The following is a 23,361-nucleotide window of genomic DNA, read 5'->3' as shown; positions in this document are numbered from 1 at the left end:
TTGCCGCAAAACCAAATCCAAATATATTACAAGAATTACTGCAATATACTGGCGCCCGCGTGGATCGCGAGCGGGCGCCCCGTTTTCGCGTTTCCAAACACAAGCGCCCGGCGTGGATGGGGAACTGATGGCGCCGTCGTTTCCTAACGCCTCTCCCGCAGCGGCATCGCGGCGACGAGCCGGCCGGCGAGCTCGCCGTCGATGATGAGGCGGTTGACGACGCCCGTCTTCAGCACGGCCTGCAACGCATCGGCCTTGGAGCGTCCAGCCGCGAGCATCACGACCTCGGTACGCCGCAGATCCTCCAGCGCGATGCCGATGGTGCGGGCGTTCACGCCGCACTCCACCAGCCGGCCCTCGCGGTCGAAGAACTTGCCGGCGAGCTCGCAGACGGCCCCGGCGGCGCGCAGTTCGGCGAGGTCGCCCGGCGAGAGCAGCCCGTGGCGGAAAAGGAAGGCCTCGGGCGAGCAGTCGCCGAAGCTCATCAGGTGAAAATCGGCCTCGCGTGCCAAAGCGAGCGACGCCTGCACCGGGCGCTGGCGCAGCACGGCATCAACATCGCCCGCCTCGTCGACGACGAGGGGTGCGGGCAGGAAAAAGCCCTCGCCGCTGCAGGCCTCGGCGAGGCGCACGACCTCGAAATTGTTGAGCGACACGTCGCGTGTCAGCGAGCCGATGACGGAGACGAAGCGCACGTTCTGCTTGGGGAAGGCGGTGAACGCATCGACCACGGCCGTCATGGTACGGCCGCAGCCGACGCCGATGGTGAGCCGCGGCGTGCCGAGGAGCCGCCGCGTCAGGTAGTTGGCGCCGGCCAGGCCGACGCCGCGCCGCGCCAGCCGGTCCGCCGTCTCGTCGTCGAGGCTTCCCGTCTGCTCGTCGAAGGGCGGCGTCAGGATGCATTCGGCAAGGCCGTAGCGGGCGGCGAGCCAGTCGGCCAGGGCGAGCGTCTCGCTCGTCTCGTGCTGGATCGAGATCTTGACGATGCCGGCCTCGCGCGCCTGGGCGAGCATGCGCGTGACCTTGAAGCGCGAGATCTTGAGGTCGCGCGCCACCTCCTCCTGGCCCTTGCCGTGGACGTAGTAAAGCCACGCCGCACGCACCATGAGGTCCTGATCGCCCCGCCCCGCCTCGCTCATCGCTCCTCCCTTTTCTGCACGATCGTGCACAGATCGCACGAATTGACGATAGGCAAAAAGACTGACATCATGAACTTGTGTGCATTCTGCGCACGATTGTTCAGCTCTTCGCCGACAGCTCAATATCACCGGAGGCCGCCGAAGCGCTGCAGGGAAGCCGGCTCCGGATACACGAGAGGGGCTGCCGAGGCCTCCGCCCGCTGCCGGATGGGACCAAGGACGCGGGCCGCCCCAGGCGCCCGCGCGAGGACAACGCCATAACAACGGCGCCCGCCGCGACGGCGGAACGACGGCGCCGCCGGAGGAAAGGTCATGGATGGGCTGCTGAGCGGTCTCAAGACCGTCGTCGATTCCCTGGGAGCGACCGTTCTGCTCCCCATCGTCATCTTCATCATCGCCGTCGTGCTGGGCGCGAAGCCCGGCCGCGCCTTCCGCGCGGGCGTGACCATCGGCGTCGCCTTCATCGGCATCAACCTCGTCATCGGCCTGATGTTCACGAGCCTCAGCGACGTGGCGCAGGCGATCGTGAAGAACACCGGGATCACGCGCGACGTGGTGGACGTCGGCTGGCCGTCCGCGGCGGCGATTGCCTTCGGCTCCTCGGTCGGGCTGTGGGTGATCCCCATCGGCATCGCCGTCAACGTGCTGCTGCTGATGACGCGGATGACGCGCACGCTCAATGTTGACGTGTGGAACTTCTGGCACTTCGCCTTCATCGGCTCGCTCGTCGTCGCGGCCACCGGCAGCCTCTTCTACGGCCTCGTCGCGGCGGCGCTGATGGCGGCGCTTGCCCTCCTCTTCGCCGACTGGACGGCCAAGGCCGTGCAGCGCTTCTACGGCATCCCCGGCGTATCGGTGCCGCATCTCGCCTCGGCGCAGATCCTGCCCATCGCCATCGCCGTCAACTGGGTGATCGACCGCATCCCCGGCCTCAACGCGATCAACCTCGACACCGACGTCATCCAGAAGAAGCTCGGCGTCTTCGGCGAGCCCGTCATCCTCGGCCTCGCCATCGGCCTCGTGCTCGGCGCCATCGGCTATTACGACGCCGGCGACGCCTCGACGGTGGTCAGCAAGGTGCTCCAGACCGGCATGAACCTCGCCGCGGTCATGTTCCTGCTGCCGCGCATGGTGAAGATCCTGATGGAGGGGCTCATCCCCGTCTCCGAGGCGGCGCGGACTTTCGTCCAGAAGCGCGCCGGCGACCGGGAGATCCTCGTCGGGCTCGATTCGGCCATCCTCATCGGCCACCCGGCAGCCATCTCGAGCGCTCTCATCCTGGTGCCGATCGCCATCGTCCTGTCGATCATCCTGCCCGGCAACCGCGTCATCCTCTTCGCCGATCTCGCGGTCATTCCCTTCCTCGTCGCCATGGCCGCGCCGGTCGTCGGCGGCAACGTGCTGCGCATGGTGATCATCGGCACCATCACGCTCGCGGTCGGCTTCTACGTGGCGACGGGGCTCGCGCCGCTCTTCACCAGTGCCGCGGTCGCCGCCGGTTTCGCGCTGCCGGAGGGCACGACGCAGATCACCAGCATCGTCGACGGCTTCCTGTGGGTGTCCTATGTGGTGGTCGAAGCAGTGGCGGGGCTGGGCATCGTCGGCCTCCTCGCCCTCCTTGCGGTGATCGCCCTTTGCTTCATCGCCTTCCACCGCCGGCCGGCCGCCTGGGAGCGGCTCGCTGGCAGCGACGACCCCGCGCCGGCACCAGCGAAAGCCCCCGCCGCCACGCCCGCGGAGTGACGAGGCCCCATGCACGACAGCATTTCCCGGTATCTCGACCCCGAGGCAATCTGCCTCGGGGTCGAGGCTACATCGAACCGTGACGTCATCGACCTGCTCGCCGGGCGCCTTGCCGCCCTCGGCCGCGTGCGGCCGAGCTTCGTCGGCGCCGTCCTCGCACGCGAGGCAAGCATGCCGACCGGCCTGCCGCTCGGCGGCGCCCTCAACGTCGCCGTGCCACATACGGACCCGGAGCACGTGGTGAAGCCGTCGCTTGCGCTTGCAACCCTCGCGCGGCCCGTTGGCTTCGGCAGCATGGACGATCCGGACGAGGAGATCCCCGTCGGCGTCGTGATGATGCTGGCGCTCGACAACAAGGACGCGCAGATCGACATGCTGCGCGAGGTCGCGGAGCTCATCCAGCGGCCAGGAGCGCTCGCGGCGCTCGCCGCCGCGACGTCGCCGGACGAAATCTATGCAGTGCTGGGAGCCTGACGCGGGGGCGCGGAAAGGTCCGCCTTGCCTTTGCCGCCCCCGGCGACGAGCATCGCCTTACAGGAACGGGAGGAAGAAGAATGCCAAGGACCAAAGTCGTCCTCGTCGCCTGCGGCACGGCCGTCGCGACGTCGACCGTCGTTGCCAATGCCATCGAGGAGGAGATGCGCGAGCGCGGCATCGCGGTCGACATCCGCCAGTGCAAGGCAACCGAGGTGCCGGGCCTGATCGACGACGTCGATCTCGTCGTCTCGACGACACCGGTGCCGCCAGACCTCGACAAGCCGGTCATCACCACGCTCGCCTTCCTCACCGGCATCGGCAAGGCCGAGGTGCTCGACAAGATCGAGGCGGCGCTGCGGGGGTGAAGGGAAAGGGGTCGCGATCAAAGCATGATGGCTTTGAGCTGGTGTGCGCGTTGATCCTCCCCCGCGGGGGAGGTGGCGCCACGCAGTGGCGACGGAGGGGGCCACGCGGCGAACATGACCAGCGCCGTTCCTGGCCTTGACCCCGCCCGTCTCGCGCCTTCTGCGCGATCCACCCTCCCCTCAAGGGGAAGGATCAAGCCGAGCCAACTGCACCGGCTCGAATACACACTGCTCGAACGCGCACGACCTGTTCCCCCCGCCCCTCCCGGCAAGGGGGAGGGGGAACGACAAAAAAGAACCCGCCGGAAGCTTTCCGGCGGGCATTCCAGTCAGGGGAAGAGCCCTTTGAAGCCGGGCGCCTCAGCGCCCGATCCGATCACGTTTCGCTGACGATCTTCTTGGCGCGCGGGATGAGCGAGGGGCTCATGGAGAGCTCGCTCACGCCCCAGCCGAGGAGCCGCGGGATCATGTCCGGCTCGCCGGCGGCCTCGCCGCAGACGCCGACCTTGATGCCGGCCTCGCGCGCGGCCCGACAGGTCATCTCGATCATGGCGAGCACGGCGGGATGGTCGGCCCGGTTGAGATGGGCAAGGCGGGCGTTGGTGCGGTCCGCCGCCATCGTATATTGCGTCAGGTCGTTGGTGCCGATCGAGAAGAAGTCGACCTCGCGGGCGAGCGTCGCGGCGCAAAGGGCGGCGGCCGGCGTCTCGACCATGATGCCGACCTCGAGCGGGCCGGCCTCGCGGCCTTCGTCCATGAGCTCCTGCCGGCAGGCATCGATGAGCGCCCGCGCCGCCGTCACCTCGGCGATATCCGTCACCATCGGGAACATCACGCGCGCCGTCCCCACGGCCGCGGCGCGCAGGATGGCACGCAGCTGCGGCTTCAACAGATGCGGCCGGTCGAGGCACATGCGGATGCCGCGCCAGCCGAGGAAGGGGTTTTCCTCCCGCTCGGGCGCGATGCCGGGCAGAGCCTTGTCGCCGCCGATGTCAAGCGTGCGGAAGATGACCGCATGCGGGTGGAAGGCCTTCACGACGCGCGCATAGATGCGGAACTGCTCGTCCTCGCTCGGCAGGGTCTTGCCGTGCATGAACAGGAACTCGGTGCGGAAGAGGCCGACGCCCATGGCGCCGAAGCCGAGGGCGCCGTCGATCTCCGCCTCCGAGCCGAGATTGGCCGCCACCTCGATGGCGCGGCCATCGCGCGTCTTCGGCGCGACATGGGTGAAGGCGGCGAGCGCGCGCCGCTCGGCTTCCGCCTTTTCGAGCCGCGCAGCATAGGCTGCGGCGACGGCCGTATCGGGATTGACGACGGCAACGCCTCGGCCGCCGTCTATGGCAACCGTCTTCGCCGAGCGCAGCGCCGCCTCCTCGGCCTTGACGCCGACCACGGCAGGAAAGCCGAAGGAGCGGGCGAGAATGGCGATATGCGAAGTCGGCCCACCCTCCGTCGTGACCAGCCCCCGGAGGAGACGCAGCGGCAGGCGCGCGAGATCGAGCGCGCTCAGGTGCCCCGCGACGAGGATCGCCGGCTCGGCGAGCGCCGCAAGGTCGATCTCGTCGCGGCCGAGCAGCACGTTCGCGACCTGGCGGGCGACGCCGCGAACGTCCTCGGCGCGGGCGCGGAAATAGGCGTCGTCGATGTGGGTGAAGCGCTCGGCAAGGTCCGCGCCGACGGCGAGCACCGCCGCGACCGGATCCTCCTGCGCGCCGATGCGCACCTCGACGGCCGTGAGGAACTCGGGATCCTGCGCGACGTCCTTGAGCGCCGCCATGATGTCGGCAGCGGTCGCGGCGGCAGCATCGCCGTTGTCGGCCTTGCGCTCGAGCATGGCGCAGACGGTCTCCACCGCGCGGCGGAAGCGCAGCGTCTCGGCCTCCACCTCCTGCGCCGCGATGCGGCCGCGCTCCGGCTGCGGCTCGCGCGGCAGATAGACGAAGGCCCGGCCGATGGCCACGCCCTCGCTCGCGGCGACACCAACGAGTTCTCCCGGCGCCGCAGCTTCACGGGGCGCGGCAGGCACCTGTTCTTGTGGGGTCGCCTGCGCGGCCGCTCGTGTCAGCGCGTCCGCCTCGCCGGCGACGATGGCGGCGAGGCCTTCGACGGCGGCCTCGGCATCGTCGCCGCGGGCGCGAATGACGATCTCGTCGCCCTCCTTGACGGCGAGCAGCATGAGCTTGACCGTGCTCTTGGCATTGGCCGAGCGCTCCCCCTTGACGATCTCGATGTCGGACGAGAAGCCCTTGGCGAACTGCACCACGCGCGCGGCGGGCCGCGCGTGCAGTCCTTCCTCCAGCCGCACGACCGCCGTCCGTTCGACGTCCATCACCTGCTCCACGGTTGCCTGCCCCGCCATCGTTCACGTCCTCGCCAGGATTTCGATGGCAGCCCCGGGAACGAGCAGCGGCAGCACGGCCGCCCCTTCCGTCTCCTCGAGACAGATCTCGCCCGGACGGTCGGGGCTCGCGACGCCCGAAAAGTTGAAGACGACATGGCCCATGTCGGCCACCTTCCTCCACGCCGTCTCGCCGATGGCGGTGATGGCAAAGTCCCGCCCGCCGATGCGCAGCACGTCGCCCGGAGCGGGGGCGGCGCCGGCCTCCCCCTCCGCCCGGTGCAGCACGGCGACTTCCGCGAGCTCCGGCGGCGCCCCCTCGGCGAAGAGGATGACGACGCCCCCTTCGGCGAGATCCGCCACATCGGGCCCGATCGTCGTGATCACCGTGCGATAGAGCTGCATCATGGCGGATCTCCTTTTTCTTCAGAGCGCGAAGCTGGCGAGCCAGGCAATGACCACGGAAACGGGCCCCATGATCTGGCGGCTCAGGAGAACCGCCGGCACGCCGATCTTGATGGTTTCGGGTTTTGCCTCGCCGAGCGCGAGGCCCACGGGCACGAAGTCGCAGCCGACCTGGGTGTTGTAGGCAAACAGCGCCGGCAGGGCCATGGCGGGCGGAATGGTGCCGTTGCCGATGGCCGGGCCGATGATGGCCGCGCCGATGACCTGGGCGATGACCGCGCCCGGCCCGAGCACCGGCGACAGGAACGGCAGACCGCAGATGGCCGAGAGCACCAGGAGGCCGAAGATGTTGCCCGCCAGCGGCTCGAGCAGGTGCGCCAGCCAGTTGCCGATGCCCGTGGCGTTGATGACGCCGATGAGCATCGTCACGAAGGCCATGAACGGCAGGACGTTGCGGATGACCTGGTCGATCGAGCGCCGGCCGCTGTTGAACAGGACGCCGACGACATGGCCCATGGAGCGGCCGATGCCGGTGATGAAGCCGACGAGGCCGCCCGATTCCGCCGCCGGCATGGCCGCCCCGGCCGGCGCGGCGAAGGGGTTGGCGCCCGCCGGCGGCGCCCCTGCGACGGCCGGCGCGGCCGCCTCGCTGCCGTCGGCGAGGCGGATCGAATCCACCGTCACGCCGGAGACATAGATGTCCTCGGTGATGAACTGGGCGAGCGGCCCCGACTGGCCGACGGGCGTGAGGTTCACCGTCGGGATGCGCTTGCGCGGGTAGACGCCGCATCGGGCTGTGCCGCCGCAATCGACGACGACGACGGCGATCTCGCTTTCGAGCGGCGGCGCGGTGAAACCGTCGACCGCCGTCGCGCCGGTCAATTCGGCGATGCGCCGGGCGACCTCCGGGATGCCGCCGCCGGTGACGGCGACGACCTTGTCACGCTCGGTGGTGGGCTGGATGACCAGGGGCCCGCCCCAGCCGCGCGCGCCGCGCTCGATCCTGACGGCCTTGAACTGCCTGTCCGACATGTCCGTGCTCCTTCTTTCGCGTCACGAGCACGGCGGCTCAGAGCGTCACGCCTTCGCGGCGCGCGATGATCTTCGTGATCCACTCGGTGACAATGCCCTTGAGCAGGATCACCACGAGGCCGACGACGAAGTAGAAGAGCGCGAGCTTGGCGAGCGAGAAGGGCGCGGTGCCGTTCTCCACGAGCTTGGTGATACCGGCCGCAACCCCGAGCCAGACGAAGAGCTCGCCCGGATTGGCATGGGGGAAGAGGCCGGTGATCGGGTGCACGAAGGACACGGCCGAATCGTAGAAGGCCGGCTTGTGCTTCTCCTCCAGGAAAACGCCGAAGGTGTAGGCCATCGGGTTGGTGAGGAAGAAGACCGCCAGCAGCGGCAGGATGGTGTATCGCGTGAAGACATTGCCCGCCGCATAGCGCGCCACCTTGTGCACGCGCTGCTCGCCGACGAGCTCGATGATGGCGTAGACCGCCGTCAGGAGCACGATCAGCGTCGGCAGGATACCCGTGACGAAGGCGATGAAGACCTTTCCGCCCTCGTTGAACACGCCGATGAAGGCCTCGGCGCCTCCGGCCAGCCATTCCAACATGGTTCACCCTCCCCAGACATTTTGCCTTGCTTGATCGATCCCTCGCGGCGACCGCCGCCGAGGGCTTCCCGGCGCCCCGCGTCAGGCGATGACGGGCGTCGGCACGGCCACGCAGCCCGGTTCAGGCGCCTCGGCGCGTCCCGTGCGCAGGCGATCGACCTGCTCCAGTGCCTGACGGAAGGCGGCGGCGCGGTTGGCGGCCCCGGCAAAGGGCGTGCCCACACGCAGCTCGGCGGCCGGCATGCCGGTCAGATCCGGCAGGGGCGCGAATTTGGCGAAGACGCTGCGCCCTTCCATGACGAGGGCCTCGCGCACCAGATCGTCTGCCCCGACGACCAGCATGGCGATGACGCCGCGGCCGAAGCTCGCCTTGGCGACGCCGACGCCGACATAGCCGTCGGCCCAGCGCGTGGTGATGTCGCCGAGCATGCGGCGGTAGTGGCGCATCTGCAGGTAGGTGCCGAGGCTCTGCAGCGCCCACAGGACGCCGAGAACGAGAAGCGCGCTTTGCCAGAAATTCATGCGTTCCTCCCCTATGCCGCACGTTTGTTCGTGTCTTGCACAAATGAGTGTACATTTGTTTATACGGTCGTCAATGTGTTTGATGTGGCAGTCGGCAGTCGGGCGGACCTCACGCCGCGGCAACCGAAAGCAACCGCGTTTCCCGGGCGCATGCCACGAAGCGGAATGCGACCCGGAAACCAGCACATGAATGTGCCGAAGGCCCGCATGAATAGGCCCCGGCTCTGCGCCGCATCATTTCATGCTGCGGCGCGTCCGGGGCACGAGGGTGCGCCAGGTGTGAAGGGCGGACTGACGTGTCGCGACTGTCCGGAATAAGGAGGCCCGGAATTGATGGCGTTATCCGCCTTCAGCCCTCGAGCAGCCCCAGCGCTGCCGGCTCGTCGGTGACGAGGACGCTCGCCGAGGTCGCCTTCAGCGCGGCGCGGATGGCGCGCACCTTGCTGTAGCCGCCGGCGGCGACGACGACCTTGGGGATGCGGCGGATGTCGTCGAGGTCGATCGCCATGATGCGGCGGTTGAAGGGATGGTCGACCACATTGCCCTCGGCATCGAGGAAATGGCACAGCACGTCGCCGACGGCGCCGGCCTTGCGCAGGCTCTCGAGCTGCGAACGCGGCAGCAGGCCCTGGCGGAAGAGCGTCGCCTCCTCGCTGACGTTGCCGACGCTGACGAGCGCGATGTCGACGCGGCGCGCCCTGTCGAGCAGCTCCTTCAGGCCCGGCTCCTCCCAGAGGAGCGCCCGCACCGCCTCATTGGCGACGAAGATCGGCGCCGTCAGCTGGTAGCATTCGGCGCCGAAGGCATCGGCCACGCGCCGGGCCACCGCGGACGGGTTGATGGTGCGCGAATGGGTGAGCCCGCCCATGAGCGAGATGACGGAGAGATTGTCGTAGCGGCCGTTGCCGAGGGCCTTGAGGCTCATGTGCAGGGTGGCGCCCCAGCCGATGCCGATGGACATGCCGTCGCGCACCTGGTCGTTGAGATAGCTGCCGGCCGCGTGGCCGACGAGTGTCGCGGTGTCGGCCTCGTCGGCGGCCGCCGGCACCACGATCGCTTCCCCGAGGCCGAGCTCACGTACGAGGCGGCGCTCCAGCGCTATCTGCTCGGCGCCCTTGGCCTCGATGCGGATGCGAACCAGCCCCTCCTCGCGCGCCGCTGCCAGCAGGCGCACGACCTTGATGCGGCCGATGTTCATAGTCTGCGCGATCTGTTCCTGCGTGAGGCCCTCGACATAATAGAGCCAAGCCGCCCGCACCTTCATGTCGGACGAAGGCTGAACCTCCTGGCGGGCAAGCTTCTCGGCACGCATCGGCAACAATTTTCCCATTCATCCAATCGGTCGCGACAGTGACTGCAAGTGCGGCGGGAGGCAAGCGCGCGGCGTACATTGCATCCCGCTTGACGCGCAATCGTTCATGAATTTATGTTCGTTGCAATGTACAAATGTGCCGGTCGCGGCACGTCACGGAAGCGCCGTTGAGAGGGGAACAGCTCATGGACACCAGAACGCCTGCGGGGCGTGCCAGCGACGATTCCCTCGTCGATGCCCTCCTGCGCCGCGAGCGCGAGGGACGGCCGGTCCGTGTGGGCCTCATCGGTGTCGGCCAGATGGGCACCGACATCGTGGTGCAGACGACGCAGATGCCCGGCATCGAGATCGTCGCTGCGGCCGATGCCATCGCCGAGCGGGTCAGCGAGGCCTGCGCCATCGCCGGCGGCAGCGCCCGGCAGCCGACGACCGCGGCGAACCCGGCCGAGGTGGCGACAGCGATCCGCGAAGGCCACCTCGCCGTCGCCCCGTCCTATGAAGCGGTGTGCGCCGCCGAGGGCGTCGACGTCGTCATCGACGCGACGGGCAATCCCAATGTCGGGGCCATGGTCGCGCTCGCCACCATCGCCGCCGGCAAGCACATCGTGATGATGAACGTCGAGGCGGACATTACCGTCGGCAGCTATCTGGCGGCCAAGGCCGACGAGAAGGGCGTCGTCTACACGCTCGCCGCCGGCGACGAACCCTGCTGCACGATGGAGCTGATCAATTTCGTGCGCAGCCTCGGCTATCCCGTCGTCGCCGCCGGCAAGGGCAAGAACAACCCGCTGAAGTTCGACGCCACGCCCGACGCCTACGAGGAGGAGGCGCACCGGCGCAATATGAACCCGCGCATGCTGGTGGAGTTCGTCGATGGCTCGAAGACCATGGTCGAGATGGTCGCCGTCGCCAATGCCGCTGGCCTGGTACCGGACCTGCCGGGCATGCACGGCCCCGCCGCGCCGCGCGAGGAGCTTCACAAGGTGCTGTGCCCGCGGGAGGACGGGGGCCTCCTGTCGCGCCGCGGCGTCGTCGATTTCTCCGTGGCGCGCGGCGTCGCGCCGGGGGTCTTCGTCATCGCCGAGATGCGCCATCCGCGCATCCGCGAGCGGATGGAGGACCTGCACCTCGGCGAAGGGCCCTACTACACCTTCTACCGGCCCTATCATCTCACCAGCATCGAGGTGCCGCTGTCGGCGGCGAACGCGGTCATCTACGGCCGCAGCCTCATGCGGCCGCTGCCGGTGCCAAGCGCGGAAGTCGGCGCCGTCGCCAAGCGCGACCTCGCCGCGGGTGAGACGCTCGATGCCATCGGCGAGTATTGCTACCGCGGCATCGCTCTCTCCCGAGCGGATGCGCTCTCGCTGAAGGCGCTCCCCATCGGCCTCGCGCAAGGGGCGAAGGTCACCCGGCCGGTGCGCAGGGGCGAGTATCTCACCTACGAGAACTGCGCTCCCGACGAGAGCCTTATGATCGCAAAGGTGCGCAAGGAGCAGGACGCCTTCGTCGCCGGGCTCGAGGGGCGGTGAGACTGACGACGCCGACGGATAGCACCTCTCCCGGCAGGCGGGGAGAGGGAGCATCGGCGCATAGGGGCCGAAACGAGCTGCGAGTTGGAAACGCGATGAAAGCAGACACCGACACCTCCGCCAGGCGGCCCAACCAGCGGCCGGAGCTGGCGGCCATCGACGACGAGACGATGCGGGGCGTGCTGCGCAAGATGCACCTCATCCGCAAGTTTGAGGAGGCGGCCGAGGCAAGCTACATGCGCGGCCTCATCCACGGCACCATGCACCTGTCGATCGGTCAGGAGGCGAGCGCTGTCGGGGCGACGCTGGCGCTGATGGACGAGGACTATATCCTCTCCACCCACCGCGGCCATGGCCATTGCATCGCCAAGGGGGCGGAACCGGCGCGCATGTTCGCCGAGTTCTTCGGCAAGGAGAACGGCTATTGCCGCGGGCGCGGCGGCTCCATGCACATTGCGGATGTCGACGGCGGCAATCTCGGCGCCAACGGCATCGTCGGCGGCGGCCTGCCCATCGCTGTCGGCGTCGGCATGAGCATCAAGGCGCAGAAGCTCGACCGGGTCGCGGTCGTCTTCTTCGGAGACGGTGCCTCCAACGAGGGCGCCTTCCACGAAGCGCTCAACATGGCCTCGATCTGGAAGCTGCCGATCCTCTTCGTCTGCGAGAACAACAAGTACGGCATGTCGATGGACATCGGCCGCGCCATGGCGGTGCCCAACGTCGCCGACCGCGCCGTGGCCTATGCCATGCCGGGCGTCGTCGTCGACGGCAACGACCTGCCCGCCGTCGCGGCGGTGGCGCGCGAGGCGGCCGAGCGGGCGCGGGCCGGCGGCGGGCCGACGCTCATCGAATGCAAGACCTATCGCCTGCGCGGCCATTCCAAGAGCGACCGCAATCTCTACCGCACCAAGGAAGAGATCGAGGAATGGCGCAGCCGCTGCCCCATCCGCCGCCTCGAAGCCGAGCTTACGGCGCACGAGCGCTTCACGCCCGAGGCGCTGATGACCATCGAGGAGGCGGCGCAGGCGGAGATCGACGCTGCGCTCGACTTTGCCAAGGCGAGCCCCGACCCGGATCCGAAGGACCTGACCCGCGATGTCTACGCTGACTGAGGCCGCCGTGGAGAGCGCGGTGCGCGAACTCACCTATGCCGAAGCCATTCGCGAGGCGCTGGCCATCGCCATGGAGGCGGACGAGCGCGTCTTCCTCTTCGGCGAGGATGTCGGCGTCTACGGCGGCGCCTTCGGCGTCTCGGGCGATCTCGTGCATCGTTTCGGCACCGAGCGGGTCATCGACACGCCGATCAGCGAGCTCGGCATCGCGGGGGCGGCGGTCGGCGCGGCGATCACCGGCATGAAGCCGGTGCTCGAGATCCAGTTCTCGGATTTCGTGACGCTCGCCATGGAGCAGATCGTCAACCAGGCGGCCAAGATCCGCTTCATGTTCGGCGGCAAGGCCAAGGTGCCGATGGTGGTGCGCCTGCCTGGCGGCTCGGGCACCGGCGCGGCGGCGCAGCACAGCCAGAGCCTCGAGGCGTGGTTCGCCCACGTGCCGGGCCTCAAGGTCATCCAACCGTCGAGCCCACACGACGCCAAGGGCATGCTGCTGTCCGCCATCGACGATCCCAATCCCGTCCTCATCTTCGAGCACAAGCTGCTCTACAAGACGAAGGGCCATGTGCCGGAGGGCGACTATCGCGTGCCGATCGGCAAGGCGGCGGTCCGGCGCGAGGGCCGCGACCTCACCATCGTCGGCTCGTCGATCATGGCCGTGCGCACCGCGGCTGCCGCGCAGAAGCTGGCGGAGGAAGGCATCGACGCCGAGGTCATCGACCTGCGCAGCCTGCGCCCCATCGATTTCGACACCATCGCCGCGAGCGTGCGCAAGACGCACCGGCTGATGGTGGTCTACGAGGGCGTTAAGACCATGGGCATCGGCGCCGAAATATCGGCCATGATCGCCGAGAGCGACGCCTTCGACTTCCTCGACGCGCCGATCGTCCGCCTCGGCGGGGCGGAGGTGCCCCTGCCCTACAACCCGGTGCTGGAGAAGGCAGCCGTGCCGCAGGAAGAGGATATCCTCGCCGCCGCGCGTCGCCTTGCCAGGGGAGATGCCTGATGCCCGTCGAGGTCATCCTCCCCAAGGTCGACATGGACATGGAGACCGGCTCCATCGAGGCCTGGAAGGTCGCCGAGGGTGATGCCGTCAAGCAGGGCGACATCCTCTTCGAGATCGGCACCAACAAGGCCGTGATGGAGGTGGAGGCCCCGGCGAGCGGCATCATCCGCAACCTCGTGCCCGCGTCCGGCGAGCCGATCGCAGTGGGCACGCCCGTGGCGTGGATCTTTCAGGAGGGTGAGGAGGCGGGCGCAGCTGCCGCGCCGTCGGCGCGAGCACCGAGCAGGTCCCTCACCCCGGGCGAAGTGGCGCAGCCCGGCGGGCCGCCATCATCGTCCGTCACGCCCCCCGCCCCCACCCCCTCTCCACAAGGGGGAGGGGAGACCGTTGCGCGGACGGCGAACGGCCAGCCTGCGTCCGCCAAGAGCGACGGCATCCGCGCGACGCCGCTCGCCCGCCGGACGGCGCGCCTCAACGGCATCGCCATCGACGAGGTGTCGGGCTCGGGACCGCGCGGGCGCATCACGGAGAAGGACGTCCTCGCCCATCTCGCGAAGGCGCACCCCCCCGCGCCTGCGCCGGTCGCGGCACGGGCGCCGGCCGAAGCGCCGACGGAAGGCGAACTCGTCCCCTTCGGCCCGGTGCGCCGCATTATCGCGAGCCGCCTTTCCGAGAGCATGCGGGTCGCGCCGCATTTCTACATGACGGCGCAGATGGACATGAGCGCCCTGCAGGCTTTGCTGAAACGCGTCGGCCCGCGCATCGAGAAGATGACAGGCGTCAAGCCGAGCCTCACGGTGCTCCTCGCGCGCGTCGTCGCCGGCATCCTGCCGCGCCACCCCATGCTCAACGCGAGCGTCGAGGGCGATGCGGCCCGCCTTCACGCCGCCGTCAACATCGGTATCGCCATGGAGCGCGACGGCGATCTCGTGGTGCCGGTGCTGCGCGGCGCGGAAGGCAAGACCCTTGCGGAGCTGACGCGCGACTTCCGACGCCTGCGCGAGGCGGTGGTGAGCCGCAGCATCCAGCCGGCGGACATGCGCGGCGGCACCTTTACCCTCTCGAATCTCGGCATGTTCGGCGTGGACAGCTTCACGGCCATCATCAACCAGCCCGAGAGCGCGATCCTCGCCGTCGGCCGCACGGTGGACACGCCGGTTGGCCGCCACGGCGAGATCGTGCTTCGACCGATGGCGACCTTCTCGCTGTCGTCGGACCATCGAATCGTCGACGGTGTCACGGCCGCACGCTTCATGGCGGACCTTCGCGAGGCCATCGAATACCCGGAGGTGCTTCTGTGAGATAACCGTCAGAAATATAAGAGAATCCATCGTCACAAAAACAATATGCCGGGACGATAGGAATGCCGGCTTCGCGCATCCTGCGCAGCCCGGCCCACAATGGGAGGAGAATTCATGAACACGCTGACCCGCCACACCCTCGCAGTCGCCGGTGTGCTCGCCGCCGCCCTCGCCCCCGCCCTCGCGCAGGCGCCGTCCGGCAAGCTCGTCCTCTACACTTCGCAGCCCGAGAAGGATGCGAGCCTGACGACCGAGGCCTTCAAGAAGGCCTATCCTGGCGTCGAGGTCGAGATCTTCCGGTCGGGCACCACCGAAGTGATGGGCAAGCTCGCGGCCGAGTTCACCGCTGGCGACCCGCGCCCCGACGTCCTGCTCATCGCCGATGCCGCCAGCATGCAGACGCTGAAGAAGGACGGCCGTCTTCTGCCTTACGCCGAGGCGAAGGTCGAAGGCTTCGACAAGGAGACCTACGACGCCGACAAGACCTACTTCGGCTCCAAGCTCATCACCACTGGCATCGCCTACAATACGGGCGCGGCCGAGAAGCCCACGTCGTGGAAGGACCTGACCAAGGCCTCCTACAAGGGCCAGATCTCCATGCCGAGCCCGCTCTATTCGGGCGCGGCCGCCATCATGCTCGGCACGATCGTGGACAATCCCGATCTCGGCTGGTCGTTCTACGAGGGGCTGAAGGCCAATGACGCAGTGGCCGTGCGCGGCAACGGCGCGGTGTTGAAGTCGGTCGCGAGCGGCGAGAAGGCCTATGGCGTTCTCGTCGACTTCATGGCGCTTAATGCCAAGGCCAAGGGCTCGCCGGTCGATTTCGTCTTCCCGGCCGAGGGCGTGCCGGCGGTGACCGAGCCGGTCGCCATCCTCAAGACCACGAAGAACGAGGCCGCCGCCAAGGCCTTCGTCGACTTCATCCTCTCCGACGAGGGCCAGAAGCTCGCCGCTTCCATGGGCTACGTGCCCGCCAAGGCCGGCATCGCCAATCCCGAATGGCTGCCGGAAGGCACGAAGATCCAGCTGATGGCGACGAATATCGCCAAGGTCGTCGAGACGACCGAGGCGGACAAGAAGCGCTTCGCCGACATGTTCGGCAACTGAGCCGGATGGGTCGCGGACACCATGAGCGGCAGTGCTGCCAAGGCCATGCGCGGCGGGGATCTCACACTCCTGTGGGGGCTCGTCGTCCTCGTCGCCATCCTCTCCATCCTGCCGCTCGCACGCCTCGTCATCGAGGGTATCGCGCCGGGCGGCGCCCTCTCGTCGGGCGTCGTCGGCTCGGTCCTCTCCGATCCGACCACCTGGGCGGCTGTTCGCAACAGTCTGGTGACGACGCTCGGCGGCACCTTGCTCGCCGTCGTCATCGGAAGCATCGTCGCCTGTTTCGTCGCCCTCACGGACATGCGGGCGCGCAATGCGTTCGTCTTCTGCTTCGTGCTGCCGCTGATGATCGCACCGCAGGTCACGGCGCTCGCCTGGCTACAGGTGACGGGGCCGTCGAGCGCCCTCCTCAACATGCTGGGGCTTGCCCCGCCGCTCGGCACGCGCAACCCGCTCTATTCGGCCGAGGGCATCATCCTGCTGCTCGGCATCCAGTATGCCCCCCTCGTCTTCCTGACGCTGCGCGCAGGCCTGCGTGCCCTGCCGAAGGAACTGATCGAGGCGGGCCTTGCCGCCGGGGCCGGCAAGCTGACGGTGCTGCGCACCATCATCCTGCCCTTGATGACGCCGCCGCTCGTCGCGGGCATCGCGCTATGCTTCGTCTCGAGCCTCGGCAATTTCGGCATTCCGGCCTTTCTCGGCATTCCCGCCAACTACCTCGTGCTGCCGACGCTGATCTACCAGCGCCTCGCCGGGCTCGGCCCGGGCATCCTCTCCGAAGTGGCCGTCCTTTCAACCCTCATCGGCGCCATCGCCATGGCCGGCATCATCCTGCAGGACGTGATGTTGCGCCGGCGCGACTTCCGCATCACCACGACCTCGACGGCGGCGCGCCCCTTCGAGCTGCGAGGCTGGCGGCTGCCGAGCGAGATCCTGCTATGGGGGCTCGTCCTGCTCATCCTCGTGGTGCCACTCGCCGGGCTTCTCGCCACCTCCCTCGTGCCGGGCTACGGCGTGCCGCTCAATGCCGCGACGGCGACGTTCGAGAACTACGAATACGTGATGTTCGACCATGCCGGCTCTAAGCGCGCCTTCGCCAACAGCTTCGGGCTGTCGGCTGCCGCCGCGCTCGTCATCGTCGTCGTCTCGGTGCCGCTCGCCTATTTCCTCGTCTGGCGGCGCTCGCGCATGCTGCGCCTGCTGAACCTCGCGGCGGAGCTGCCCTATGCCCTGCCGGGCGTGGTGCTCGCCATTGCGGCCATCCTCATCTTCCTGAAGCCGCTGCCGGTTTTCGGCATCTCGCTCTACAATACCATCTGGATCATCTTCTTCTGCTATGTGGCGCGCTTCCTCGTGCTCGGGCTTCGCCCGGTCGCCAGCGGCTATCACCAGCTTGACCGCACGTTGGAAGAGGCGGCGCAGGTCGCGGGCGCCGGGCTCATCCGTCGGCTCGTCACCATCATCCTGCCGCTCGTCGCCCCGGCAGCAACGGCAGGTGCCCTCCTCGTCTTTCTCACCGCCTTCAACGAGCTCACGGTCTCGGCCCTCCTGTGGTCGTCCGGCAACGAGACGCTTGGTGTCGTCGTCTTCTCCTTCGAGCAGGGCGGGGATTCGACCTATGCGGCCGCCCTCGCGGTACTGACGGTCATCGTCACGCTGGCGCTGATGCTCTCCACCCTTCTCTTCGCTCGCAAGCTGCCCCAGGGAGTACTGCCGTGGCGCGACTGACCATCGACCGGGTCTCCAAGAACTTCGGCAACTACCGCGCCCTCGACGCCGTCTCGCTGGAAGTCCGTGACGGGGAATTCCTCGCCGTGCTCGGCCCCTCCGGCTGCGGCAAGACCACGCTGCTCAGGCAGGTCGCCGGCTTCGACCAGATCGACGACGGCGAGATTCGCATCGGCGACACGGTCGTGTCCGGCACCCGCCAGCATGTGCCGCCGGAGCATCGGCGCGTTGGCATCGTCTTCCAGTCCTACGCCTTGTGGCCGCACATGAGCGTGTTCGACAATGTCGCCTACGGCCTCAAGGTGGCGGGGGTGAAGGACCCCGAGCGCACGCGCCGCGTCAGGGAGGCACTCGCGCTCGTCGGGCTCGAGACCTTCGCCGAGCGCCGCCCGGGCCTCCTCTCCGGAGGGCAGCGCCAGCGCGTCGCGCTCGCGCGCTGCCTCGTTACCGAACCCTCACTCGTGCTGCTCGATGAGCCGCTCGCCAATCTCGACGTGCATCTGCGCGCAGCGATGGAGGACGAGTTCGCCCGCTTCCACGAGCGCACGGCGACAACAATGATCTACATCACCCACGATCAGGCCGAAGCGATGGCGCTCGCCGACCGCATCGCGGTGATGGACCGGGGCCGGCTGCTGCAGCTCGCGACGCCGTCCGACCTGTTCCGCCAGCCGGCCAACGAGACTGTCGCCCGCTTCATTGGCGAGGGCATGGTGCTGCCCGCCGAGGTCGCTGCCGCCGACAGCGAAGGCCGCTGCCGGGGCCGCATCCACGGCCTGGAGCTCTCGCTGCGCGCTTCGCCCCTGCAGAAGGCTGGCCATGCGAAGGTATGCCTCAGGGCGCGCGATCTCGCGATCGCCGGGCCGGGTGAACCCGGCCTTGCGGCGCATATCGTGCGGACCGTCTACCAGGGCGGCTTCTTCCGGCTCGAGGCAAGCCTCGTGCGGGCGCCCGACATCACCGTGCATCTCGAGGTACCGGAGCCCTTCCACCACGGCCCGGGCGACGTCGTCGACATCGCCGTGCACGACGGCTGGGTGCTGCCGGCGGAGACCGAAAGCTCAAGCCAATGAGGATCCACCTTCTCGGCGGCTTCGGGGAAAAAGGCCGCACGAGCCTCGCCATCGAGAGCAAGGGCTATCGCCTGATGCTCGACGCGGGCATCAACACGAGCGTGCGTATGGACGACGCGGACTATTACCCGCGCGTCTCCCCCGCCGCTCTTGCGGCCACCGATGCGCTCATCATCACCCATGCCCATGAAGATCATGTGACGGCGCTCGGCTGGGCCATCGCGCAGGGCTTTGCCGGCCGGATCCTGATGGGCGCCGAGACAGTGCGCGACGCGGACCTGGCATGGGCTGGCTATGCGGCGCCGGCGGACCGCGAGCGGGCGCGCGCGGCCGCGGTCGAGACCCTGCCGGCGCGCGGCACCGTCGCGCTCGGCCCCTTCACCGTGACCACCGGCCGCTCGGGCCACATCGTCGGCGGATCCTGGTGCGTCATCGACGACGGCGCGCGGCGCTTCGCCTATTGCGGCGATGTGGTGCCCGAAAGCCCCGTCTTCATGATGGATCCGCTGCCGCCCTGCGACGCCATCGCCATCGACGCCTCCTATGGCGACGACGACGTGCCGGCGCGCGAGCGGGCGCGGCAGGTCGCCGCCTTCGTGGCGCGGCATCCGCAGGGCTGCGTGCTGCCGACGCCGCTGGCCGGCCGCTCGCTGGAGCTGCTCGCCATCCTGCCCGAACCGATCGCGCTCGCCCCCGACATGCGCGAATCCCTTGCCGCACAGCTTGCCGCGCAGGAATGGCTGCACCCCGGCATCCGGGACCGCCTCGCCGAACGCCTCGCGGCTGCCGCCGACTGGCGGGAGGGCGAGCCGCTGCCGAAGGCCGCCCTCCTCTGCCATGACGGCATGGGCATGTCCGGCCCCTCCGCCACGATCCTGCCCCTCGCCGAACGGCAGGACCATCCTGTGCTGTTCACCGGCCACCTGCCGAAGGGTAGCCCCGGCGACAGGATGGTGCAGGCCGGGCGCGCCGCCTGGAACCGCCTGCCGACCCACCCGACGCTCGGGGAGAACCGCGCCATCGTCGCCACCAGCGGCGCGCGCATCGTCCTTGGCCATTCCTGCGACCCGGCGATGCTCCGCGCCCTGGCCGCGCACATTCCCCTCCTCCGTGCCGATCTTGCGACCGGCGCGAGCCTCGACATCTGAAGGTCTCCATGCGTGTGCTCATCGCCAACGACGACGGCATCGCCTCTCCCGGCCTCGCGCTTCTCGCCGAGGCCACACGGGCGCGCGGCGACGAGGTGTGGATCGTCGCGCCGGAGCGGAAATGGACGGCGGCGAGCCACCAGCTCTCCTTTGACACAGACGTCGTGCTGACGCGCCGGGAGATCCGTACCTATGCCTGCTCGGGCGCGCCGGCGGACTGCGTCGTCGCCGCCCTGTCGGTGCTGATGGCGGAGACACCGCCTGATCTCGTCCTCTCCGGCATCAATGACGGGCGCAACGTGGGGGAGGACATGGCCTATTCCGGCACCATGGCCATCGCCCGCGAAGCGGCCATGTGGGGCCTGCCCGCCCTTGCCTTCTCGCGCACGAAGGGCGGCGAAATGGGCCTGCGCGAGCAGGACGCGGTGCGGGCGCTCATCGACCTCCTGTGGGCGGCGCGCGACGACTGGCACCACGAGGGCACCTGGCTCTCGGTCAACCTGCCGAAGGACCTGCCGGCCCCGCTCGCCGGCGCGTGCATCGGCCGCGACAAGATCGCCGCGGCCATGGACGTGACCGCACAGGACGGCGAGCGAATCACCTGCCGCATCCGCCGCGGACGGCCGCACACGTTGTCGCCCGGCGACGAGAACACCGCCATCGACAGCGGCCACGTCACCATCGTCCGGCATTGCTGGTTCGCGCACGCGCCGCTCGAGGATGCAACCGTGGCGCGCTGGCAAAGCATGGTCAAATAGCCGGCTTACAGTAAGATGCCGGCACCGGCAGAAGGAACGGACACCGGTCGAAGCAACTGGACAGGGCCGGCTTGGCGACAAGGGAGCGTTGAATGTCGGCAAATCTGGTGCTGATCGACCTTCTCGGCGCGGGGGCTTTGCTGCTCTGGGGCCTGCGCATGGTCAAGACCGGCGTCACCCGCGCCTTCGGCTCGAGCCTCCGGCACTGGATCGCGCTCGGCACCACCAATCGTTTCAAGGCCTTCTTCGCCGGCCTCGCCGCAACCATCGCCGTGCAGAGCAGCACGGCCACCGCCCTCATCACCGCCTCCTTCGCCAGCCGGGAGCTGATGACAACGGCGATGGCGCAGGCGATCATGCTCGGCGCCAATGTCGGCACGGCGCTGGTGACGCGGCTTCTCGCGCTCGATCTGCACTGGCTCTCGCCAGTGCTGATCCTGTGCGGCGTCGCCACCTTCATGGCGAGCGACAGTTCGCGCCCCAAGGCCATCGGCCGCGCCATCATAGGCCTCGGGCTCATGCTCCTGTCGCTGCAGCTCATCGGCGCGGCGACGGAGCCGATGCGCGCCTCGTCCGCACTGCAGAGCCTGCTCGCCGCTCTTGGCGCCGCGCCCGTCATCGGCCTTCTCGTGGCGGCGGTGCTCGCCTTCGTCGCCTCGTCGAGCCTCGCCATCGTGCTGCTCGTCGCCTCGCTGGCCGCCTCGAGCAACATGGATGCGGGGCTCGTCGTCGCGCTCGTCCTCGGCGCCAATCTCGGCGGGGCGGTGCCGCCGGCGCTGGCCACGGCGGGCTATGGCCCGCTCGCGCGGCGCGTCACCCTCGGCAATCTCGCGGTGCGCGGCGCCGGCTGCCTGCTCGCCCTGCCGCTCATCGGCCCCATCGACGGCTATCTCGCCCGGGCCGCGGCGCTGACCGGCAATTTCTCCGTCGACGTGCATCTTGCCTTCAACATTCTGCTCGCTCTCCTCTTCCTGCCGCTCGTCGGTCTCATCGCGCGCCTCGCAGAGCGGCTGATGCCACCCCAGCCGATCGACCGGCTGGGGCCGCGCTATCTCGACGATTCCTCCCTCGATACGCCGGTCGTGGCGCTGAGCTGCGCTGCCCGCGAGACGCTGCGCATCGGCGACGTGGTGGAGGTGATGCTGGTCAAGAGTCTTGAGGCGCTGCGCAACAACGATGCCAAGCTCAAGAACGAAATCGCCAAGATGGACGACGAGGTCGATGCGCTGCAGCAGGCCGTCAAGCTCTATCTCTCGCGCCTCGGGCACGAGGGCCTCGACGACGAGGATGCACGCAAGGCGACCGAGATCATCTCCTACGCCATCAACCTCGAGCACATCGGCGACATCATCGACAAGAGCCTGCTCGACATGATCGCCAAGAAGATCAAGTACGGCCTGCGCTTCTCGCGCGAGGGCATGGGAGAGATCGAGGAACTGCACGCGCGCACGCTGGAGAACCTGCGCATCGCGCAGAGCATCTTCATCAGCCGCGACATCGACCTCGCCCGCAAGCTGGTGGAGGTGAAGGTGGACGTGCGCCACATGGAACGCCTGTCGGCCGAGCGGCACCTGGAGCGCCTGCGCGAAGGACGCATCGAGAGCATCCAGTCGAGCACCCTGCACCTCGACGTCCTGCGCGACCTCAAGCAGATCAACGCCCATATCACGTCGGTCGCCTACCCCATCCTCGACGAGGCCGGTGCGCTGCGTGAAAGCCGCCTGCGCGGCGACGGCAAGGCGGTTGTCGCGTGAGCTTTTGAGCGACCGTCCCCTGCCCGAAGAAAAGCGGCCCGATCCTGCAGGATCGGACCGCTTCGTGGCTACCTTATGCTCGCCGGGAAAGCCTGCCCTGTTCCCCTGGCACATCAGGGCATCAGCTGGCCGCCGTTGACCTCGATGACCTGGCCGGTGATGTAGCCGCTCATGGCGGGCGAGGCGAGGAAGACATAGGCGCCGACGCAGTCCTGCGGCTCGCCGATACGCCCCATGACGATGGTCTTGCGCATGGCCTCAAGCATCTCGGCCGTCGAGAAGCGCTGGTGGAACGGGGTCATGATGACGCCTGGGGCGACCGCGTTCACGCGGATGTTGTCGCTGGCATATTCCTTGGCCATGTTGCGCGTCAGGTTCGACACGAAGGCCTTGGAACTTGCGTAGAGTGCCGCGCCCGGCCCGCCGCCGTTGCGCGCGGCGATGGAGCTGGTGTTGATGACGGTGCCGCCACCCGCCTTCTTGAGGTGCGGCACGGCCGCCTTCGAGGCCATCACCACCGAGCGCACGTTGAGGTCGAGCACCCGGTCGTAGAAATCGTCCGTGATCTCGGTCAGGGACATGCGCTGCACGAGGGCCCCGGCATTGTTGATGAGCACGTCGAGCCCGCCGAGGACACCGGCCGCCTCGTCGACGACGCGGATCGCCTCAGCCGAGGTGCTCACGTCGCCCTTGAGCATATCGGCCTTGCCGCCCGCCTTGCGGATGGCCTCGACGACGGCCTTGGCGTCGTCCTCGCTCGAATTGTAGTGAACGACGACATGGCTGCCGAGCCGGCCGAACGCCACGGCCGTCGCCGCGCCGATGCCGGTGCTCGCGCCCGTGATGAGGACGCGCTTGCCCTTGAGATCATTCAACATATCGGTCTCATCTCCCTAGCCTGGACCGCCGGCGCGGCTCACCCACAG

At 68.5% G+C, this 23,361-nt stretch carries 20 protein-coding genes and 1 pseudogene; 13 read left to right on the top strand and 8 right to left on the bottom strand.

The window, feature by feature from the left end:
• Positions 1 to 143: 143 nt before the first annotated feature.
• Positions 144 to 1,139 (bottom strand): sugar-binding transcriptional regulator, encoded by a 996-nt coding sequence (locus tag P2T65_RS18870; protein ID WP_072249527.1) that lies wholly within the window; start codon positions 1,137 to 1,139, stop codon positions 144 to 146.
• 312 nt (positions 1,140 to 1,451) lie between these two features.
• Here P2T65_RS18870 and P2T65_RS18865 point away from each other — a divergent pair, with 312 nt between their 5' ends.
• The 3 genes from P2T65_RS18865 to P2T65_RS18855 all read left to right on the top strand — a co-directional run bounded on the left by P2T65_RS18865 (position 1,452) and on the right by P2T65_RS18855 (position 3,724).
• A complete protein-coding gene (locus tag P2T65_RS18865) occupies positions 1,452 to 2,882 on the top strand; it encodes a PTS transporter subunit IIC (protein ID WP_055460333.1) in 1,431 nt (476 codons plus the stop codon).
• Positions 2,883 to 2,891: 9 nt separating this feature from the next.
• On the top strand, positions 2,892 to 3,356 hold the full coding sequence (locus P2T65_RS18860) for a PTS sugar transporter subunit IIA (RefSeq protein WP_055460332.1): 465 nt from the start codon (positions 2,892 to 2,894) through the stop codon (positions 3,354 to 3,356).
• An 80-nt stretch (positions 3,357 to 3,436) separates the two neighbouring features.
• Positions 3,437 to 3,724 carry a PTS sugar transporter subunit IIB gene (locus P2T65_RS18855; protein WP_019401410.1) on the top strand — a complete coding sequence of 96 codons (288 nt, stop codon included), beginning with the start codon at positions 3,437 to 3,439 and terminating at the stop codon, positions 3,722 to 3,724.
• A 376-nt stretch (positions 3,725 to 4,100) separates the two neighbouring features.
• On the opposite strand, the gene ptsP is transcribed toward P2T65_RS18855, so the two are convergent.
• The 6 genes and pseudogenes from ptsP to P2T65_RS18825 form a co-directional block, all read right to left on the bottom strand.
• Positions 4,101 to 6,083, bottom strand: a complete 1,983-nt coding sequence (gene ptsP / locus P2T65_RS18850) for a phosphoenolpyruvate--protein phosphotransferase (protein ID WP_276200479.1) — start codon at positions 6,081 to 6,083, stop codon at positions 4,101 to 4,103.
• Positions 6,084 to 6,086: 3 nt separating this feature from the next.
• Complete coding sequence (locus P2T65_RS18845) at positions 6,087 to 6,470, bottom strand: PTS glucitol/sorbitol transporter subunit IIA (RefSeq protein WP_063187402.1); 384 nt, start codon at positions 6,468 to 6,470, stop codon at positions 6,087 to 6,089.
• A gap of 18 nt (positions 6,471 to 6,488) precedes the next feature.
• Complete coding sequence (locus P2T65_RS18840) at positions 6,489 to 7,499, bottom strand: PTS glucitol/sorbitol transporter subunit IIB (protein ID WP_276200478.1); 1,011 nt, start codon at positions 7,497 to 7,499, stop codon at positions 6,489 to 6,491.
• Between the two features lie 37 nt (positions 7,500 to 7,536).
• Positions 7,537 to 8,082: pseudogene (locus P2T65_RS18835) on the bottom strand (PTS glucitol/sorbitol transporter subunit IIC); the annotation flags it as partial.
• Positions 8,083 to 8,166: 84 nt separating this feature from the next.
• Positions 8,167 to 8,607, bottom strand: a complete 441-nt coding sequence (locus tag P2T65_RS18830) for a transcriptional regulator GutM (RefSeq protein WP_055460329.1) — start codon at positions 8,605 to 8,607, stop codon at positions 8,167 to 8,169.
• A 349-nt stretch (positions 8,608 to 8,956) separates the two neighbouring features.
• Positions 8,957 to 9,919 carry a sugar-binding transcriptional regulator gene (locus P2T65_RS18825; RefSeq protein WP_055460328.1) on the bottom strand — a complete coding sequence of 321 codons (963 nt, stop codon included), beginning with the start codon at positions 9,917 to 9,919 and terminating at the stop codon, positions 8,957 to 8,959.
• Positions 9,920 to 10,104: 185 nt separating this feature from the next.
• On the opposite strand from P2T65_RS18825, the gene P2T65_RS18820 reads away from it, so the two are divergent.
• The 10 genes from P2T65_RS18820 to P2T65_RS18775 all read left to right on the top strand — a co-directional run bounded on the left by P2T65_RS18820 (position 10,105) and on the right by P2T65_RS18775 (position 22,435).
• A complete protein-coding gene (locus P2T65_RS18820) occupies positions 10,105 to 11,448 on the top strand; it encodes an SAF domain-containing protein (RefSeq protein ID WP_276200477.1) in 1,344 nt (447 codons plus the stop codon).
• A 95-nt stretch (positions 11,449 to 11,543) separates the two neighbouring features.
• Positions 11,544 to 12,560, top strand: coding sequence for a thiamine pyrophosphate-dependent dehydrogenase E1 component subunit alpha (locus P2T65_RS18815; RefSeq protein ID WP_055460326.1), 1,017 nt, complete (start codon positions 11,544 to 11,546; stop codon positions 12,558 to 12,560).
• Between the two features lie 7 nt (positions 12,561 to 12,567).
• Positions 12,568 to 13,566: an alpha-ketoacid dehydrogenase subunit beta gene (locus P2T65_RS18810; protein WP_055460409.1), complete on the top strand. Its 999-nt coding sequence runs from the start codon at positions 12,568 to 12,570 to the stop codon at positions 13,564 to 13,566.
• Positions 13,566 to 14,867: a dihydrolipoamide acetyltransferase family protein gene (locus tag P2T65_RS18805; RefSeq protein ID WP_055460325.1), complete on the top strand. Its 1,302-nt coding sequence runs from the start codon at positions 13,566 to 13,568 to the stop codon at positions 14,865 to 14,867. The genes P2T65_RS18810 and P2T65_RS18805 overlap by 1 nt, the downstream gene beginning before the upstream one ends.
• A gap of 114 nt (positions 14,868 to 14,981) precedes the next feature.
• A complete protein-coding gene (locus tag P2T65_RS18800; RefSeq protein ID WP_055460324.1) occupies positions 14,982 to 15,974 on the top strand; it encodes an ABC transporter substrate-binding protein in 993 nt (330 codons plus the stop codon).
• Between the two features lie 21 nt (positions 15,975 to 15,995).
• A complete protein-coding gene (locus tag P2T65_RS18795) occupies positions 15,996 to 17,702 on the top strand; it encodes an iron ABC transporter permease (protein WP_055460323.1) in 1,707 nt (568 codons plus the stop codon).
• On the top strand, positions 17,690 to 18,775 hold the full coding sequence (locus P2T65_RS18790; protein WP_055460322.1) for an ABC transporter ATP-binding protein: 1,086 nt from the start codon (positions 17,690 to 17,692) through the stop codon (positions 18,773 to 18,775). The genes P2T65_RS18795 and P2T65_RS18790 overlap by 13 nt, the downstream gene beginning before the upstream one ends.
• Positions 18,772 to 19,923 carry an MBL fold metallo-hydrolase gene (locus P2T65_RS18785; RefSeq protein ID WP_071923290.1) on the top strand — a complete coding sequence of 384 codons (1,152 nt, stop codon included), beginning with the start codon at positions 18,772 to 18,774 and terminating at the stop codon, positions 19,921 to 19,923. The genes P2T65_RS18790 and P2T65_RS18785 overlap by 4 nt, the downstream gene beginning before the upstream one ends.
• Positions 19,924 to 19,931: 8 nt before the next feature.
• Entirely contained in the window at positions 19,932 to 20,681 is a 750-nt protein-coding gene (locus tag P2T65_RS18780) for a 5'/3'-nucleotidase SurE (RefSeq protein WP_276200475.1), read from the top strand.
• A 92-nt stretch (positions 20,682 to 20,773) separates the two neighbouring features.
• On the top strand, positions 20,774 to 22,435 hold the full coding sequence (locus P2T65_RS18775; protein WP_055460319.1) for a Na/Pi cotransporter family protein: 1,662 nt from the start codon (positions 20,774 to 20,776) through the stop codon (positions 22,433 to 22,435).
• A gap of 113 nt (positions 22,436 to 22,548) precedes the next feature.
• On the opposite strand, the gene P2T65_RS18770 is transcribed toward P2T65_RS18775, so the two are convergent.
• Entirely contained in the window at positions 22,549 to 23,313 is a 765-nt protein-coding gene (locus P2T65_RS18770; protein WP_055460318.1) for an SDR family oxidoreductase, read from the bottom strand.
• Positions 23,314 to 23,361 lie beyond the last annotated feature (48 nt).

Source organism: Chelatococcus sp. XZ-Ab1 (assembly GCF_029309855.1).
Taxonomy (GTDB): domain Bacteria; phylum Pseudomonadota; class Alphaproteobacteria; order Rhizobiales; family Beijerinckiaceae; genus Chelatococcus_A; species Chelatococcus_A sambhunathii.
This window is presented reverse-complemented; position numbering and strand designations above follow the sequence as displayed.

Bases quoted from the DNA above. Each gene is read 5' to 3' on its own strand.
- P2T65_RS18870 (WP_072249527.1), bottom strand. From the start codon at position 1,139: ATGAGCGAGGCGGGGCGGGGCGATCAGGACCTCATGGTGCGTGCGGCG.
- P2T65_RS18785 (WP_071923290.1), top strand. From the start codon at position 18,772: ATGAGGATCCACCTTCTCGGCGGCTTCGGGGAAAAAGGCCGCACGAGC.
- P2T65_RS18865 (WP_055460333.1), top strand. From the start codon at position 1,452: ATGGATGGGCTGCTGAGCGGTCTCAAGACCGTCGTCGATTCCCTGGGA.
- ptsP (WP_276200479.1), bottom strand. From the start codon at position 6,083: ATGGCGGGGCAGGCAACCGTGGAGCAGGTGATGGACGTCGAACGGACG.
- P2T65_RS18860 (WP_055460332.1), top strand. From the start codon at position 2,892: ATGCACGACAGCATTTCCCGGTATCTCGACCCCGAGGCAATCTGCCTC.
- P2T65_RS18840 (WP_276200478.1), bottom strand. From the start codon at position 7,499: ATGTCGGACAGGCAGTTCAAGGCCGTCAGGATCGAGCGCGGCGCGCGC.
- P2T65_RS18780 (WP_276200475.1), top strand. From the start codon at position 19,932: ATGCGTGTGCTCATCGCCAACGACGACGGCATCGCCTCTCCCGGCCTC.
- P2T65_RS18830 (WP_055460329.1), bottom strand. From the start codon at position 8,607: ATGAATTTCTGGCAAAGCGCGCTTCTCGTTCTCGGCGTCCTGTGGGCG.
- P2T65_RS18825 (WP_055460328.1), bottom strand. From the start codon at position 9,919: ATGCGTGCCGAGAAGCTTGCCCGCCAGGAGGTTCAGCCTTCGTCCGAC.
- P2T65_RS18855 (WP_019401410.1), top strand. From the start codon at position 3,437: ATGCCAAGGACCAAAGTCGTCCTCGTCGCCTGCGGCACGGCCGTCGCG.
- P2T65_RS18845 (WP_063187402.1), bottom strand. From the start codon at position 6,470: ATGATGCAGCTCTATCGCACGGTGATCACGACGATCGGGCCCGATGTG.
- P2T65_RS18775 (WP_055460319.1), top strand. From the start codon at position 20,774: ATGTCGGCAAATCTGGTGCTGATCGACCTTCTCGGCGCGGGGGCTTTG.
- P2T65_RS18805 (WP_055460325.1), top strand. From the start codon at position 13,566: ATGCCCGTCGAGGTCATCCTCCCCAAGGTCGACATGGACATGGAGACC.
- P2T65_RS18800 (WP_055460324.1), top strand. From the start codon at position 14,982: ATGAACACGCTGACCCGCCACACCCTCGCAGTCGCCGGTGTGCTCGCC.
- P2T65_RS18820 (WP_276200477.1), top strand. From the start codon at position 10,105: ATGGACACCAGAACGCCTGCGGGGCGTGCCAGCGACGATTCCCTCGTC.
- P2T65_RS18795 (WP_055460323.1), top strand. From the start codon at position 15,996: ATGAGCGGCAGTGCTGCCAAGGCCATGCGCGGCGGGGATCTCACACTC.
- P2T65_RS18770 (WP_055460318.1), bottom strand. From the start codon at position 23,313: ATGTTGAATGATCTCAAGGGCAAGCGCGTCCTCATCACGGGCGCGAGC.
- P2T65_RS18815 (WP_055460326.1), top strand. From the start codon at position 11,544: ATGAAAGCAGACACCGACACCTCCGCCAGGCGGCCCAACCAGCGGCCG.